We start from the raw sequence: 16616 nt of genomic DNA on the forward strand, positions 1-16616 counted from the left end.
TTTTAAATACTTTTATACCTATATTCCATAATGTTTATGAGCAAAATCATAAAAAAGATCTGGTATCTTTGGTGGGAAGTATGTAAACAATGGAAATAATATCAGCATTATAATTAAAAGTAGCACAAACGGTGCTTTCTTTATCTTTTTTTTAGATAGAGTTATGGCAAGTGAAACAAACTGAGCAATTATCACTGCTAAAACAAGAGTGAGTATATCAAAAATCAAATTGTCTTCCAAAAATATCCTATAGGTGTAGAAGAACACTGCTGTCAAAAATGGTATCAAAAATAGTGCAACAGTCTTCCCCACAATAAAATTGTCAAACTTCTTTCCATAAATGATAAATTCAATTATGTAAAAAATCAACCCCCCGAAAAATCCAATTTTAAGATGCTCCCATACACTTTCGTTGACTGCAAAAAGTACAGCAGTGGCTTTTATTTTTCCGAAAAAGTCAAACCCAAAGTGAAGTAAGCTTGATATTGCAATGATTATAAATATACCTACAATAGATGTTATTTTGGCTCTTTTTCTATAAATTTTCTTTGAGTATGAGGAAAGATAGATTTCAAACATTTTCACACCTTCTCTACTACCAAGTTTTTGTACTCACATACACAATCCACAAAGTCTTTTTTGAGACAAAATTCAAGGTCAGCTTCAAAACCAAGTTTTTTTAAATGATTATAGTGATATGAATATTTTAATATTTCATGAGGGTCATTTTCAAATTTTTTATAAAGCTCATACGAAGCTAAAGACAGATCATCAACCTCAATTTTTTCAAGGCAGGTTTTAAATATATCCGCAAAATATCCCGCACAAAGGATATCTTCAAGGGTGAATTTCTTCTCGGTTCCTGCACATACAATTGCTATTTTCTGCATATCATCTTTTAAAGCTTCTTTTAATATATACTCTGCAGTTTTTTTAGCATTTATAAACGAACCAAGAAAGATTCGCTTTGCAAAGGATGCCTTCTTGAGCGCTCTTGTCCCATTTGTTGTTGTCATTACGATAGCTTTGCCAAAAACAACTTCCTTTTTGTACGAAAGAGGTGAATTGTCAAGGTCAAACCCTTCAATTTTCAAACCGCCTCTCTCTCCTCCAAGAAGAACGCTTTCATTTAACTTTTTAAAAAGCTTTGCTTCTAAAATATTCTCAACAGGAATTATTACGTTTGCACCATTTGAAATAGCCCAAATCATAGTAGATGTTGCCCTGAGAAGGTCAATAACAATAGCGTATGAATCTTTTAAAATTTCTTCAGTTACCTCTTTATAGTGCGAAAATGTCATTACCTTCAAGATGGTACACCTTCTTTCTTGAAAATTATTATTCTATTAATTTGACTAATTTCTGACAATTATCTAAGAAAAATCTCTTGACATTATTCCAGTCAAGTCTAATGAACATCTTGGGCATTGCTTCATCCTCAGCATCATCAAAGTAACAGAGACTCATAAGGATATGATAAAGATTTACCATTTTATTTGGAAATTTTTGTGGAAGAAGTTTAACAAGCTCCTCTAACTCTATTCCTGATTGGCATATACAGTACAAATCAATAAAATCTTTTTTTGAGCCTCTTGAAGAAATAGCAACTAATTTCATCACACCTATATCTATTTTTGAAGCAATTTTCAAGCCTTTTATTTCAGTTGGTATTACAAGATTATCTAATAAAGGATTAGGATAATATAGCCATGTTACCCTAACTCCATCTAAAAGCATATGAAGAGTATCTTTTGCTGAGTACAATATGTTTATATCGCCTACTTTTTCCAATTTATATATTATATAGTCGCTTGAAAATTCTATTGGTGAAAAAAAGTCGAAGTCCTCTGAAACTCTATGTCCAAGCTGCAAAGCAAGTCCTGTCCCCCCACCTAAGTAAAACTCTCCAATTACATCACTTTTTACAATCTTATTTAGAACTTCATACCTTTGATACTCTAAAACATTAAAAAACATCTTAACGCTAACCTCCATTTTGAAATACCCCTAAAACCGAAACATCCCTTCCATCTTTTTGAAAACCTCAAAACACCTCATTTCATCCTCTTCCAAATTGAAATATAGTTGCCAAAATCTTGCAGGTTTTTTCAAAAGACTTCTGCTATTTTTTACCACATCTTTAATCTCTTCTTTTGAATATGTGCTAAATAGCCACTTTATGCAATCTTGGTCTCCAAAGTTAAGAAGGCGCGTGATGATAAATGCTTTGTGCCTCTGAATGTCTAAATCTTCAAATTCAATATCCCAAAAGAATTTTTTAAACTTTTCGGGTATTTGAGTTTGGCTGTCCATCTTAAAATCATAAACCCCCAAAAGAGTTTGCTTTAACTTTATATATACCATACTTGAGCAAAAAGATACACATCTTTTTTGAAAACTTTTGAGTAAGAATTGTGGTATAATAAAAATATGAGGGGATATCCAAAAAAGTATAAAAAGAGTTGAGGTAAAATGATAAGTGTATCATACATTAGTTCAAAATCTTTGATAAACACTTTTTTGCAGAGTTTGCAAAATTCAATTGACTATACAATAATTTCTCAAGGAAATGTTTTGAACAATTTGAAAAACAATATAACACCTGATAAATTAGCTATCCTTGAAATGCAAGCACAACTTCCAAGTTTCGAAAACCAGTTTAAAATATACAGTCCAGAAACCCTAAGATCCAAATCAGGTTTAGAGGTAGTACAAAATAGTTTTGAGCAGATGTCGGATTTATCCTCACCAAGTACATTAGTTGAAATGGGAAATCAGCTAAACCTTTTAAATAAAGGAGTTTTGATATCAACTCAAACTCTTCAAGAGCAAGACATTACTATGCTCTCAAGTAGTTATTTATTTTTGACTAAGGGACTGTCAGCTGATAATTTAAAAAATCTTATGAGCAAAAACATCCCTATTTTACAAGACATTATGATGTATTCTTATAGTCCTCAAAATGGAGTTGTACCTTATTTGCAGAGCAATTTTTCAACTTCTGTTTTGGATGTAAAGGTATAGGTATAGGAACAGCGTAAATATATCCATGTGTCTTTTTATTTATGAGATATTTTACACTTATTATTTTAGGTTTATACCTCATTTAAAATTCTTATAATCTCATCTGTACTTAGTACTGCTTCTGCTGCTCCCTTTTCTATGGCGACTCTTGACATGCCAAAAACTACGCATGATTCTTTGCTTTGCGCAATTGTCAAGGCACCCTGATTTTTCATTTCCAAAAGACCATTTGCTCCATCACAGCCCATTCCAGTCATGATTATGCCTGTTGCATTTTTCCCGTACCATTCAGCTACTGAACTGAATAAAATATCACACGATGGTTTGTGGCTATTCACCTTTTCAACATTTTCAAGAAGCCTTATATAATACTTTCCTAAAATCTTTTCAACAGCCATATGCACTCCGCCTTTTGCTATATAAATCACACCATTTTCAATCTTTTCACCATCTTCGGCTTCTTTCACTTGTCTTTGAGATATTTTGCAAAGTCTCTCAGCCAATGCTTTCGTAAATGTTGGTGGCATGTGCTGAACAACTAATATAGGAATCGAAAAATCTTTCTTAAGATTTGTAAAAATCTTTTCTAAAACAGGGGGACCTCCTGTTGAAATTCCAATTGCTATTACCTTACTTTCTCTTAGCTTATCCACTAAATAGTTGGAAGTATAAGTCTTAAGCCCCTCAAGGGAGTTTAAAACCTTAGTTTTGTCTTTCTCTACCTTACTTTTTTTACGGCTAAGTTCTCTTCCAGCTAATATCCATTGAACTTTTTCTGACAGTTCTTTTTTAAATTCTTTAAACTCTTCTTTATTTGCAGGTTTTAATATATAATCAATTGCACCTTTTGCAAGTGCTTCAAGAGTAATCTGAGCACCAGGTTCAGTATAAGCAGAAACCATTACAATCTTTGTTAATGGATTTATCTCCTTTAAATAGCCGATAAGTAAAAGACCATTCATATAAGGCATCTCATAATCAACAAGTGCCAAATCAATTTTAAATAAATTTGCCTTTCTAATAGCTATAAGAGGATTTGTCGCTGTAAATATAACTTTATCTTCCTCTAAACCCCTCAAAGTCTCTTTTATAAGTTCACACATAAGCTCTGAATCATCAACAATCAATATCCTTTTCATAGTTTTGTTCACCATCTAAATTTCTTTATTTTAACATTATCACAATTTCATATGTAAGAAATTATACACAAAATTTTTGCAAATATTCAATTAAATTTTTTGTGATTTTTTGAAGGCAAAATAATACAAAAGCTATATAACTGAAAAATCAATAAAGATGATAGATAATTTTTTTTGACAACCAAATTTAAAAGGTTTTATAATTAAAATTACTTAAAAAACACAATCTCAAAGGATTGAGATACACACATGGTCATTGCAGTTTTAGACGGACAGGGCGCTGGAATTGGAAGAGAATTTATAAAAAGATTGAAAAAAGAATTTGAGGATAAAATAAAAATTGTTGCGCTTGGTACAAATAAAGTAGCTATGCAGAATATGCTCAAAAGTGGCGCAGATGTAGGATATTGCGGTGAAGATGAAATTGTTTATTTTTTTACAAACTTTGTCCCAGATGCAATTGTTGGACCAATTGGAATTTTGACATGCGGTGGAATAAATGGTGAAATTTCTGCAAAGATAGCACAGACAATTTTCAGCCTTTATTGTAAAAAATACATCATTCCTTTGAATCTGCATGGTATTTTCATTCCTGGCACGGTAAATTTATCTATGAAAGAGATATTTTCTTTGATAATAGATGATATAAAAGAAAGTTTAATAAAAGAGAATGAGAAAAAACTTTATCTTCCCCATCCTCTTGAGTAGTCCTCATAGCAGTCAAGACATAAAAACTTTCCATCCAAAATTCTTATTCTGTGCTCTGCTGTTTTTTCTCCACAATTTTCACATTTCAAAGACCTGAAAATACGTGCATTTTGTGGTAATTTATCTTTTGGTTCTTTGTACTCAAAAATCTCATCTAAAGGCGCATCAAGAATATACTGTAGGTTTTCTTCTCTTGACCTATATTCATTAAAACCCTTGAACACAATTCTAATACCCTGATTTGTATCTCTTCTGAAAAACGTAAATGCCTGTTTCCCCCTGTCCTTAAAAATTAGATTACCTTTGCCGACAGTACATCCCAAAATTACCTGAATAGCATCAACTCCACATGCATCATTTTCTGTAATGCAAACTATTTCTTCATCTGAAGAAAAATCTATAGAAAGTATTTTTATAGCTGCCTCACATGCTCTAAATCCTATCGCAAGACCTAGACATATGTGCCCGTGAAACTCAGCTGCCTTTTTCCAGAAAGGTTCTTTTTCCCATTTCATATTAACACCACCTCTCAAGCATGTTATTTGCTTTGTTCTTCTTAAATTTTTTCTCGTAACCCTTTGGGAATGTCAATTCTTTCATAATAGGGTTTTATATCTATTACAGGTGAACCATCTATTGCATCAAGCCCTTTTACAACAAGAACGTTGCCTCTGCGAGCTATCAGCTCTGCAATGTTAAAAAGTATTGGGTTTGGTCTGTTTGGAGACCTGCATGCAAAAACACCTTTGGGAACATCTGAAAAGGGTGTCTTGGTAATTAGAGTTTCCCTGTTTGATTGATGTCCCCAGTACAAAACAATTAAGTACTTCGACTCTTCGATATCCTTTAAACCATTAATATAATTTTCAAATATCTCTATATAGCAAACTTCTTCTGAATCTGCACCTTGCCTTGGTGCCTCTTCTTTTGTTTTATATGGACTGTGAATTATTCCTATTTTTACTAGTTCCATCAGCTCAAAATCTCCCCTTTTAAAAACTAACTTATGTTTAAACAGCAGCTACTATTGGAACAACAAAAATCTCATCACCATGCTTTTCTACTTTTACATCTATGCCATATACCTTTGAGATTATATCAGCCCTTATTACTTCTTTCCCACCTGATGCAAATATTTTTCTATCTTTGATGAAGATGAACCAGTCAGAGAACCTGATGGCCAAGTTTAAGTCATGTAAGATTACAATTACTAAAATCCCTTCTTGCATTGAAAGCCTTTTTAAAATCTTCAAAACCTCTATCTGATTCTTCAAATCAAGGTTATTTATTGGCTCATCCAAAAGCAACACTTTTGGCTCTTGGACAAACGCCCTTGCAATCACCACTTTTTGAAGCTCTCCGCCGCTTATCTCATCTAAGTATCTGAAAGCAAGGTGTTTCAAGCCAAAAATATCAAGTGCCATCTCAACCTTCTCCAAATCTTCTGAAGAAGGGATAAGTCCTGTAAAATGCGGCTTTCTCCCAAGAAGTATTGCCTCATACACTGTTATTCTGTTTGTAGTGTATCTTTGCGGAACATATGCAACACTTTTTGAAAGCTGGTGTAAAGAAAAACTATTTGCGTCCTTGCCGTCTATCAGCACAACTCCACTTTTGGGCTTTAAAAGCCTTGCTATGCATTTTAAAAGTGTAGATTTTCCTGCACCGTTGTTTCCTAAAATTGACACAAACTCTCCTCTTCTTGCTTCAAAAGAAATCCCACTTAAGACCTGAAAGTCTTTAAAGCTAAATTCAAGGTTATCTACTTTCAGCATTTTTCATACCTTCTTTCCGCGGATTAAAAGATACATAAAAAGCGGTGCACCAAGGAAAGATGTCACAGCGCCAACTGGCAAAACAACTGGCTGTATTATAAGTCTTGCCACTGTGTCTGACAAAAGAAGCAAAAACGCACCTACAAGACCAGATGCCATAGTCAAAAACCTCTGGTCATTTCCTATAAACCTTCGTGCTATGTGAGGCGCTACCAAGCATATAAAACCTATAATTCCTAAGAAGGATACAATCACAGATGTTATAAAGCTGCTTACTAAAATCCCAAAAAACCTTGTTCTTTCAACATTCACACCAAGGCTTTTTGCAACATCTTCGCCGCTTGCAATTGCATTGTAGTTCCATGAATTTGCCAAAAAGTACAGCCATCCTAAAATTACTAATACCGCCATAATCTTTACATCATTCCATGTAGCTCTTCCAATATCGCCAAATGTCCAGAACACAAGCGCAGCAATTTTGACATCTGATGCAAAATACTGAATTATAGTTGTTGCAGCAGAAAAAAGAGAACTCAAGGCAACTCCAGACAGTACTACCGCTTCAGGTGAAAACCTTTTTACCTGAGCTAAAGCAAGTACAATCACTGTTGAGAGCATAGACCCCGAAAAGGCACACGCAACAACTAACGATGGATGCAAAATGGTAACAGAGTCAGAGGCGGCAGAGGATGCTACCCCGCCGCCCAGCACAATTATTCCAATTGCCGCACCAAACGCAGCACCCTGCGAAATTCCAAGAGTAAAAGGAGATGCTAAGGGATTGTGAAAAAGGCTCTGAATTGCAGCTCCTCCAATTGCAAGACCAATCCCCGCCAAAATTGCTGCTATAATTCTCACAAGTCTTATGTCAAAAACTATAAGCGCTGTTCTTTCATCACTTTTTCCTAAAAAAGCCTTTAAAACATCCGAAAAACTTAAATCTGATGAACCTGACGATATTGCATAGATTGAAAGTATCACTGTCAAGATAGCAATAGTAATTAAAAACAGCACTTTCTCGGCAACAAGCTTTTTGTACTGGGATTTTAGTTTTTTGTGTTTCTCTACTTCTTGAGTCATCTTCATAAAACCTCTTTGCTCTTAATTTTTAGTCAAGCTTTATTTTCACAAACCCACCAAATTTCTTTGCCATCTTGGTATAAAGCGGCTTTCCTAAGAAGAATTTGTAAATCTCATCTGCTCGCTTGATTGGGTCAACATCTTTGAATCTGTCTGGATACACAACCTTTGCAATAAAGAATGTGTTTGCCAAAACAGTGTCAATGTTGGTCCAATAGAAGTTGTAAGGAAGCTGACCGTAGACATTGCCATATTTGAAAGCTGAAAGTGATTTATAAAACTCAGGTTTTTTCTTGTAATCCTGCTTTACAAGATCCAAATTTGCCTCGTCAATAAATATAATGTCAGGCTCCCACTCTAAAATCTTTTCTTTTTCAACCATGAACCAGCCTTCTTTGTTTGCCTGGTCTGCGACATTTACTGCGTTTATGGCCAAAAATGGAAAGTATTTGCCCATTGTGCTTTCAAATCCATGCCCGCCTTTGAAACTGATAGCCCCAACATACACCCTTGGCTTTTTAGAAGCCGGGATATCTCTGGTTCTTTCATTGAAAAATGCCTTGCACCTTTGCATATAGTTTATGAGGTCTTCTGCACGCTGCTGCTTTCCTACAATCTTTCCAATGATTCTGAGCGATTTGTATACATTCTCATCAAAAAGAAGCTTTGTACCATAATCAAGCACAACAACAGGGATTTTTGTTTTTGCTTGAAGAGCATCTGCCTTTGCCCTGTCTAAAAAACTTGCTGCAAAAATAACATCTGGTTTTACAGAAATAAGTTTTTCTGGATCAGGGGATGAGTCTGCCCCGCCTTGGCCAATTGTTGGAAGTTTTTTGAGCTGTGGATATGCCATGATATATGTTCTTGAGCCTTCTTCCCATGCCTTCTCTGCATTTTCAACTCCAACTATATTTTTTGTTCCATTGACATACAAAACAAGCCTGAGTGCCCCAGGTCCTATCGCAACAATTCTTTTGTTTTTCTTGTCTTCAATCTCTACTTTTCTGCCAAGAAGGTCTGTGATGATAAGCTTCTGAGAAGATTTTTCTTGTTTTGCTTGCCCAGAAAATGTGTTCAATACAATTAGTAAGAAAAGACTCAAAATTAGCAGAATACTTATTGCCTTTTTACTTGCTCTAAAGTAATCAGAACAAAAACTCTTGCTTCTCATCAACTTCTTACCTCCTCTTTGTATATTTGTAAACAAAATAAAAGCCCACAAAAGGTGAAAATCTCACCCTTCGTGGGCCTTGTTCTCAAAATCTTTGGTTATACCTTTGTCGAATTTATTTTACCCTCAACTCTAAATATTTACAGCACCTTCGTGGTGCTATTTAAGAATAATTCCGACTATCTTGATGCATTTAATTATGCTTTTAATCTATAATCATTCTATCAGTTTGATTAAGCAATTCATCTAATATTATAATACCAATCTCATTTACAATTTTCAACCTTGTGTCATTAGTTATAAATATTTGTGCCTTTTCAGCTATTCCTGTTGCAATAAATATTGCATCTGGAGTTTTTATTTTATATTTGGCAGGTAATTTTGCAGCAATGGTTGCTATATCCTTATCCACTTCTTTAATTATTAAGTTTGGAAATGTAGCAAGGAGTACTTTGTATTTATTCACAAGGACTATATTTTCTTCTTGAAAAGGCTTTGAAAGTAATTCAGTATATACAAGGCTAGAAGTTATCCCATATAGTTGTCCTTTTTGGATTTTTTCAAATAAGGACTTAACTAATGGAAAATAAGTTTTATTCTTCTCTATGAGATATATAAATAAATTAGTATCTAATGCAAGTTTTTGTCCCACTTTTATTGGTCCCATTCTGTTCTCATCTCTTCAATAAATTCTTTACTCTCAAGCTTTTCCCATATCTCCTGCCCTAATCCAGCCAGAGCATCTACATAAGATTCAGGACGTTTCATAATAATCAATTCACCTGTTATATTGTCATAGTCCCATATTATATCATTTCCAAGTCTTTCTATAATATATTTTATTGTGTCCACTGGAATTGATATTTTTTTTACATTATCTATGTCCTTAATTAATTCTGACACAGCTAACATCACCACTCAATTATTTTATCTATTTACTGTATTATTATACCCCTTTATATGAAGCAAGTAAAGCTTATTGAATTCGATGATAGTGTTAAAAATTTGTTAGGAAAATTTTTTATAAGGGAGTTAAATAAAATTGTATCCACTGTATAATTAATATTGAAATAATCATCAAGGGGCTGGAATTTAAATATCAGCCTCAAAATTTACTTACAGCTTCTATTAACATTATATTTGGGTATTATTGAGATTATCGAAAAATATTAACTTTTTAACTTTTCAACAATTCTATCAACTATCCTTTCCTGATACCCCGAAAGCTTTAATTCTCTCATTTTATTGCATACATCAAAAAGCTCTGGGCTTTTTACATTTCGTAGCATCACAAGCCTTTTTTGTGAAATCCTATTTTTAGATAAAGACAAAATGTAGCTTTCTTCATCCATGCAAATGGGAACTGCACCATAGTTTTGAATAATCCTGTCTGCTATCAAGAGTCCTTCAGGGTCAAAGTCGCCTGAGTAAAATATGGTAAAACCTTCTTTTGAAAGGCTATCAAGTACTATCTTTGTCGAAAGTCTTAGCTGCCCGTTTGTACAAATGAGAGAAATATCACTGCAAGCTTGCATCAGCATTGAAAACACAGCAGGATTTTCTACAACCACAATTTTCTTTGAATATCCAAAAAACTGCTTGTAATCCTTAATGGTATAAAGAGGCAGAATCACCGGCTTTTTTTGCAAAGCAAAACTTTTGAGCGCTTCATCTTCTGCTGCGTTTTCTGATATTGCACCTATACCATACACCAAACACCAGTTCGAAAGCTCGTCTATGATGATGTTGTGCATATACAAAAGTTCAGCTTTTTCCTCTGAAGACTTTGGATATTCAACATTTTTTACCAGGCTTAAAATCCTTAAAAATATCTTGCCACTGTCGCGGTCTTCGTCAAAAAAATGAGGGTCATGCGCCATTTTAGTTGCAAACACCGCAATACTTTCTATTCTTTCTGGTTTTGTTGCAGCAGCTTTTATACAAACTTTTAAAATGTTCAAAAGTTTTTCTTCAGAATACTTCTTAAAATACCCTTCAAACCATTTAAAATTTTCCTTTACAGCTTGAAATACACATTCACTATTTTTGTCGTTTGACACCTGTTTTTCTAACTTTTCAAGAAAGCCCGAAAGTTTCTTTTGTCTGCTCTCTTTTTCTTCTTTTTTTGTTAAAATATCTTTTTTTAGAACATGTGAAAGCACATCTTTAAAATCAAGTGAAGAAAATTTGGTCTGCTCAAACCTCTTTTGTGCAAACTCTTTTACATTGATAACTACTCTGTCACCACTGACAATCCTTCCAAGATATCGCGAAAGCATCTCTTTTTCAATCGGCTGTGGATTTTCCAGCACAACCTTGCCTGAAAACCTACCAAGCGACCTGTATTTGTTGTAAATGAGTTCCAGCACACGCGAAAAACCCTTGTGCGAAAAGTATTCTATACACTCTTGTAAAAGCCTGTCTTCTTTCATATCTCCACCAACACCTTCTTGTACCCGTTCCAGATATATTTTACTTTGAGAACAGAGCCTTTGCTCCTGTCTGAAATAAGCTCATATATGCAAAGTCCTGGCACTGTTTTGTAATCTCCCCATAGAATCTGAGAGTTCATGATATAGTCAAACTCTAAATTTTCTATTAGTTCAAACATCTTTTCAATGTTGTTCTCATCAACGCCGGCAAACGCCTCGTCAAGCGCAATTATACGTGGTGCATAGCTTGCAGCACTCTGGTATTTTGCACATAGCGCTGCCAAAAGAGGTACATAAATAGAAAGCGCTTTTTCACCGCCAGAAAACTTGTCGTATGCATTGTTTGTAAGCTCTCTTCTGTTATCTTCACCTCTTTGAAAGTAGAGTCTAAATTCAAACCACTGCCTGTAATCCAAAATCTCTTTCATTATCTCATAAAGACTTCGAAAACTTTCAGGTGAGTCATGAAGCCTTTTTGCTCTTTCAATACGTGCCCTAAAATGCTTGACAATCTTTTGTCTGTCGGCATCTGAAGTTGTTGCCGGGTCTTTGCTAATAAGTTTTACAAGTTCTGATGTTGAAAGTTCATCTTCAAGTTCCTGTTTCTTCTGTTCCCACGAAAGTCTGAATTTAAGATTTCCTGAAAGGTCCATGCCGTCCATCAGCTCATTCATTCTCTTTACCCAGTCCTGGGCAAGCATTATCTTACGCGAGATTTTAAAGCCTATGTCTTTTGCCAAAACCTCTTCAAAAAGTTCTCTTTCCTGCTGGGTGATAAGATTTTTCTTCTCGATTATTTCAGAATCTATTCTCTCTAAAAATTCATAAAGCGAAAGCAATCTTCCATCCTTCTTAGCAGTCCACAAATATCTTGAATATCTGGTTTTTTCATCTTCTTTAAGAAAAAGATTTGCACCAAACTCTGCAAGCTGAACTTGTGCTTCATAGTGTGTAGCAATAAGCTTTTGTAAAACCTGATTTAAATCCTTAGACTTATATTCATTGGCAAAGCTACTTTTTTCCTTTGCAAACTCTAAAAGTCTGCTCTCATCCTCAAGATTTTCTTCCCTGCAAACAAAACCAAAAGAAAGTTCTATCTTCAACACTTCAAGACTATTTGTGTACTCCATTTTGGCTTTTTCAAGCTGCGAAGCTTATGTCTCAATCTGTGCTTCATATCGCGAAATTTTTGCAACTTTGTCCTGAAGATCTTTGTTGAAGTTTTCTATCTCCTTAGGAATACTATCAAGCCGTTCAATTGCCTTTTGCTGCTCTTCAAAAAGCTTTTGAGCATCATCACTTGAGAGTCTTTTTTCAATTTCAATTTTCTTTAATTCTAAGCCTTCCCATCTTGTTTTTAAAACCTGCAAATCGAAGCTTAAATTTTGAATATTTTCTTCTATTTGTAGGATTTGATCTTTTCGTAAGTCTAATGTCCTTGAAACCAATTTTTCTTTTTCCACCTGGTTTTCTAAATCAACAAGCAAACTTTTAAGTTTTTGAGCATCTTTACTTAGCTTCAAAAAATTATCTTTTGCTGCTGTAACAGAAAGCTTTGTTGCAATGACAGAAATCTCATGCTTTAAATTATTTTCTTTAGTAAGAAGCTCTCTTATCTTTTTTTCCAAAAACTCTATCTCTTTTTGTATGTCTGATTTTCTATCTTCTCTTTCTTCAATCATCTCAAATGCAGTGTCAAGGTCAATTAATGAAGGAAAACTGTCTCTCTCGTTTTGTAACTTTTCAAGCAATACCTTTTGTGCGTTTCTCTCCTGTTTTTTATTATCTAATTCAACTGAAAGTTTAGCTATTTCATCTTCCAGCTGTGATATTAGCATCTGCCTGTATCTTCTTCTATTTTCAATTCCTATAAACCTTGCATTTTCGCATGTAGTTGTTCTGCCTTTTAAGATGCTATTACCAAATCTTCCATCTTCACAGATGTAAATACCATCATCTTTTTGGGTAGCAAAAATGCTGTCAATCACAGCTGCCACTTCCTGTTTTAGCTCAGCAGGTCCGTCAAAGTTGGCAACTTCTAAAAACTCGTTCAGCGTATGCGAAAAATATGCAGGTTTTGGAATTAGAATCATTTCTTTTTCATCATCCATAAGTTCTGAAAGAACATCTCTGTACTTTTCTGGAACAATCAAAGCGTTCAAAATACCAAGGCAGTTTAGCGCATCTTCAATGATAGCTTTATTTTTTTCTTCCACACCGTCTTTAAAATCCACAGCCATATAAAAAGGTATAAATGGCACCCCTTTTTGTAAAAGCCTATCTCTTACTTTCTTTTGTTGGGGTGAAAGTATAATTTCATCATCTTTCTGGCTTTTTATTTTTTCAATTTCCTCTTTTTTAGCTTTAATTTTGTTATTTAACGTTTCTATTTCAAACTCAAGCCTTCTTATTGTATCTGAGATAGCAAGATAATGGAACTTATAAATATCATCTAAGATCGAATATATTCTGACATAATCACCTTTTTTCTCACAACTATTTATTGCCTGGAAAATTGCTGTTTTTTGTTCATCTTGAGCTTTGAAAACTTCATTTTTTTCAAAGAAAATTAAAATTGCATTCTTCAGATTATTTTTTATTTCCTCAAGCTGAAACAAAAGATTTTGTATATCTTCTTCAATCTTTTGTACTTCTGCCTTGTTCATATCAAGATTTTTATAAAAGCCGTCCAAATCTTTCTTGATTTCAGCTAATTTTTCATAATTTTTAAGTGCTATCTCCACCTGAGATAAGAAAGATGAAATTTCGTCTTTTAATATGTCAAGACTTCCCTGCTCAAGAAGATACATATCAAGCGTTTCAAAAAATCTATGAAAACCAATTGATTCGATTAGCAATTTGCCTTCTTTGACGCTATCTTTTATTTTTCTTTTGTACTTTTCAAGCTCTTCTTCTAAAGCGATAAGCTGTTGTCTTTCTTTCTCAAGCTTTTGAGAAGCTGAATTTATCTGGGAAAGCTTTTTGTTTTTCTGCTCATCAACTTCTTTGAGCTCTTCTTTTATATTTAAAAGTTCCTTTTGTAGCTTGAATATATCGTTTTCTTTTATACTTTCAAGCCTCAATGTCAAAGACTCTTGTTCTTTTTTTAGCTCTCCTATTTTTTCTTCTATCTTAAGCTTCTCTTCCTTATTTTTCTCAACCTCAGCTTGAGCTTTTTCAAGATCTCTTTTAAGACTAAAATATTCTTTGCTCTTCTCAAGCACGTTAAGTATACTTTGCGCAAGCAAAAGCTTATTGTACTCATCGTAAACCTTTTTTAATTTTTCTAACACATCTTTTATAATTTCAAGATTTTTAAGCTCTGTTTGAATTCTGTCCATATTTTCTATTGAGTCAGAAAGCGCCCGAAGGTCTGACTCAGAAAGAGCTGGCAAAGACTCCTGAAGCATCTTATAGACAGAATCAGGTTTTATATCTTTTGAAAGCTTTGGCGCTCTTATTCGAACTATCAGTTCAATTAAATTTTCAAACTCTTCTATGTCTTCAAAACCAAATAATATTTTATTGACTTCCTCCATATAATCTTTTCGAGCTGAAAATACCTTCCCACCGTCTCCTATAAGGTTTTCAAACTTCTTCTTGGTAAGTGGAATTTTTTGGTCGCCTATCTTTTCATAAAAGAAAATGTCAACTCCAAACCTTCTTCCGTCTGTTAGAACAAAATACCACGTATCAGGGCTCGTGCCTCTTTTTGCCCTTATTCCCATGCCTATGGATACAAATACATTTTGTTTTTTAAACTCAAGAAAAAGATATGCTATTGCCTCATTTTTCTGACCAGGCCCCTGATCACCAAGAACATAGTCTTCAAGCTTTCGCGCATTTGAGCCAAAAGAGTCAAGCCTGGATGGGTGGTAATTGCCATCCAAAAGCAGGGTAATAAAACTTTGCATTGTCACAGACTTGCCTGAAGCATTAGCACCACGAATAAGCATCCTGCCATCGAAAAAGTCAAAATACTCCTCGTCATAATACCAGTAGTTGAAAACCCCAGCTCTGCTTAGCACCCATCTATTTTCCTTGCTCATCTTCAAAATATAAACCTCCATCTACATTTATATTTTCTATATCCTCAAACGATCTTACTGTACTCTCATTTTTAGCAGAAAGCTGATTACTTATTTCATAGTCCTGATATTCACCAACAACTCTCAAAAAAATAGGTGATATAACAATATACCCATCGTCATTTGTCTTTGCAAAATTGTGAAGCTGTAAAAACTCTAAAAGCTCTTCAAATATTTTCTCTGTTGACTTTTCCCTCCACTCCTTGTTCCAAAAATTTCCGTATTTTTTCTTGACATTCTCCACAATTAGCTTAAAGTGGTCAAGCGAAATTTCAAGCATCTCATGTGGGGGCGAAAGTCTCAGCTCACCCTTTTCTACCCTTTCAAGAATCTCTTTTGAACACAAAAGTAACACATCGCACATATTTGAATTGTCAGGGTAAGTATATCTGTAATCTCCCTCAACGCTAATATATGCAAACGACTTGAACAGGTGAAGATCAAGCTCTGGTACAAACTTTTCAAGGTCCTGTGAAATTGTTGTCTTTTGCTTTTTAATGTAATAAAGTGGTGCTTCATTTTCAAAGTCTATAATTCCATCTATCAAAAGCCCTCTGTAGGCTTTTATTCTCCTTATATCAGTTATTTGGTCAGAAAGTCCATTTGTAAACTCAAACTCGCTATTTAAAATCTCTTCGACCGACGAATACTCAACAAGGCTTTTAGGAAATGTCCTCATAAAGTACTTTGATAGCCCTGTTGATTCATAAAGTACATCTACATCAGCTCTTTCCACAAAAAGCTCTTGATTGCCATCATCTATTTTAATTAGCCCCATCTTTTCGCAAAACTTAAGAACTCTTATAAGCGACCTTCTATCAGAATACATAGTCCAATCAATTTCCTCGTAAGGATAATTCGACCGTATATACTGCGTGATATCCTCAAGCAAAAACTGAGTGTCTTTGCCCTTGTCCTCTAAAAATGCAAGAACAAGACAGAAAAATACATAGTCTTTCGGTTCTTCAAACTCCAGAATACCCATGTACTCTCTTGGAACAAGTGGTATCTTTTCAAGTCTGACTATGTCAGATGTAGCATAGAACCTAAGTCCCAGTTTGGTAACTATAAAGTCTTTTAACTCTTTGCCAATGTTTTTACACTCATAATAGCTTTCAACCTCTTTTTCTTTTAAAATCCAAAAGTTTTCAAGCAATTTTAAAAGTGCACTTTTCATCTTTCTACTTTCCTGCCTT

16 protein-coding genes and 1 pseudogene are annotated in these 16616 nt (G+C 34.2%); 2 read left to right on the top strand and 15 right to left on the bottom strand.

From position 1 onward, the window contains the following. Window positions 1-18: 18 nt before the first annotated feature. Genes CALKRO_RS11675 through CALKRO_RS11690 form a run of 4 tightly spaced genes read right to left on the bottom strand, consistent with a single transcriptional unit; the run spans window position 19 to window position 2313 of the window. Window positions 19-579, bottom strand: coding sequence for a DUF6512 family protein (locus CALKRO_RS11675; protein ID WP_013431207.1), 561 nt, complete (start codon window positions 577-579; stop codon window positions 19-21). 2 nt (window positions 580-581) lie between these two features. Continuing rightward, entirely contained in the window at window positions 582-1310 is a 729-nt protein-coding gene (locus CALKRO_RS11680; protein WP_013431208.1) for a 2-phosphosulfolactate phosphatase family protein, read from the bottom strand. 28 nt (window positions 1311-1338) lie between these two features. Continuing rightward, on the bottom strand, window positions 1339-1995 hold the full coding sequence (locus CALKRO_RS11685) for a nucleotidyl transferase AbiEii/AbiGii toxin family protein (protein ID WP_237699085.1): 657 nt from the start codon (window positions 1993-1995) through the stop codon (window positions 1339-1341). Window positions 1996-2007: 12 nt separating this feature from the next. Beyond that, a complete protein-coding gene (locus CALKRO_RS11690; RefSeq protein WP_013431210.1) occupies window positions 2008-2313 on the bottom strand; it encodes a DUF6922 domain-containing protein in 306 nt (101 codons plus the stop codon). Window positions 2314-2472: 159 nt separating this feature from the next. Here CALKRO_RS11690 and CALKRO_RS11695 point away from each other — a divergent pair, with 159 nt between their 5' ends. Next, window positions 2473-3024: a hypothetical protein gene (locus CALKRO_RS11695; RefSeq protein WP_013431211.1), complete on the top strand. Its 552-nt coding sequence runs from the start codon at window positions 2473-2475 to the stop codon at window positions 3022-3024. A 71-nt stretch (window positions 3025-3095) separates the two neighbouring features. Here CALKRO_RS11695 and cheB read toward each other — a convergent pair whose 3' ends face one another. After that, the gene (cheB, locus tag CALKRO_RS11700) at window positions 3096-4163 is read right to left on the bottom strand and encodes a chemotaxis-specific protein-glutamate methyltransferase CheB (protein WP_013431212.1); all 1068 of its coding nucleotides are present in this window, start codon (window positions 4161-4163) and stop codon (window positions 3096-3098) included. 249 nt (window positions 4164-4412) lie between these two features. On the opposite strand from cheB, the gene CALKRO_RS11705 reads away from it, so the two are divergent. Then, window positions 4413-4871, top strand: a complete 459-nt coding sequence (locus tag CALKRO_RS11705; RefSeq protein ID WP_013431213.1) for a DUF3842 family protein — start codon at window positions 4413-4415, stop codon at window positions 4869-4871. Here the strand turns inward: CALKRO_RS11705 and CALKRO_RS11710 are convergent. The 10 genes and pseudogenes from CALKRO_RS11710 to CALKRO_RS11755 form a co-directional block, all read right to left on the bottom strand. After that, entirely contained in the window at window positions 4847-5386 is a 540-nt protein-coding gene (locus CALKRO_RS11710; RefSeq protein ID WP_013431214.1) for an FmdE family protein, read from the bottom strand. The two genes, CALKRO_RS11705 and CALKRO_RS11710, sit on opposite strands and share 25 nt — an antisense overlap. Window positions 5387-5427: 41 nt before the next feature. Continuing rightward, window positions 5428-5844, bottom strand: coding sequence for a tRNA (N6-threonylcarbamoyladenosine(37)-N6)-methyltransferase TrmO (gene tsaA, locus CALKRO_RS11715; RefSeq protein WP_013431215.1), 417 nt, complete (start codon window positions 5842-5844; stop codon window positions 5428-5430). Between the two features lie 37 nt (window positions 5845-5881). Next, window positions 5882-6646 (bottom strand): ABC transporter ATP-binding protein, encoded by a 765-nt coding sequence (locus tag CALKRO_RS11720; RefSeq protein ID WP_013431216.1) that lies wholly within the window; start codon window positions 6644-6646, stop codon window positions 5882-5884. A gap of 3 nt (window positions 6647-6649) precedes the next feature. After that, window positions 6650-7726 (bottom strand): FecCD family ABC transporter permease, encoded by a 1077-nt coding sequence (locus CALKRO_RS11725; RefSeq protein WP_013431217.1) that lies wholly within the window; start codon window positions 7724-7726, stop codon window positions 6650-6652. Between the two features lie 28 nt (window positions 7727-7754). After that, the gene (locus tag CALKRO_RS11730) at window positions 7755-8900 is read right to left on the bottom strand and encodes an iron ABC transporter substrate-binding protein (protein ID WP_013431218.1); all 1146 of its coding nucleotides are present in this window, start codon (window positions 8898-8900) and stop codon (window positions 7755-7757) included. A 205-nt stretch (window positions 8901-9105) separates the two neighbouring features. After that, window positions 9106-9567 (bottom strand): type II toxin-antitoxin system VapC family toxin, encoded by a 462-nt coding sequence (locus CALKRO_RS11735; protein WP_013431219.1) that lies wholly within the window; start codon window positions 9565-9567, stop codon window positions 9106-9108. After that, a complete protein-coding gene (locus CALKRO_RS11740; RefSeq protein WP_013431220.1) occupies window positions 9555-9812 on the bottom strand; it encodes a hypothetical protein in 258 nt (85 codons plus the stop codon). The genes CALKRO_RS11735 and CALKRO_RS11740 overlap by 13 nt, the downstream gene beginning before the upstream one ends. A gap of 257 nt (window positions 9813-10069) precedes the next feature. Continuing rightward, on the bottom strand, window positions 10070-11332 hold the full coding sequence (locus CALKRO_RS11745; protein WP_013431221.1) for a TIGR02679 domain-containing protein: 1263 nt from the start codon (window positions 11330-11332) through the stop codon (window positions 10070-10072). Next, window positions 11329-15381: pseudogene (locus CALKRO_RS11750) on the bottom strand (TIGR02680 family protein). Before CALKRO_RS11750 ends, CALKRO_RS11745 begins: the two are co-directional and overlap by 4 nt. Continuing rightward, window positions 15365-16597 (bottom strand): TIGR02678 family protein, encoded by a 1233-nt coding sequence (locus tag CALKRO_RS11755; RefSeq protein WP_013431222.1) that lies wholly within the window; start codon window positions 16595-16597, stop codon window positions 15365-15367. The pseudogene CALKRO_RS11750 and the gene CALKRO_RS11755 overlap by 17 nt, the downstream one beginning before the upstream one ends. Window positions 16598-16616: the final 19 nt, after the last annotated feature.

The sequence above is a fragment of the Caldicellulosiruptor kronotskyensis 2002 genome (genome assembly GCF_000166775.1).
Taxonomy (GTDB): Bacteria; Bacillota; Thermoanaerobacteria; order Caldicellulosiruptorales; family Caldicellulosiruptoraceae; genus Caldicellulosiruptor; species Caldicellulosiruptor kronotskyensis.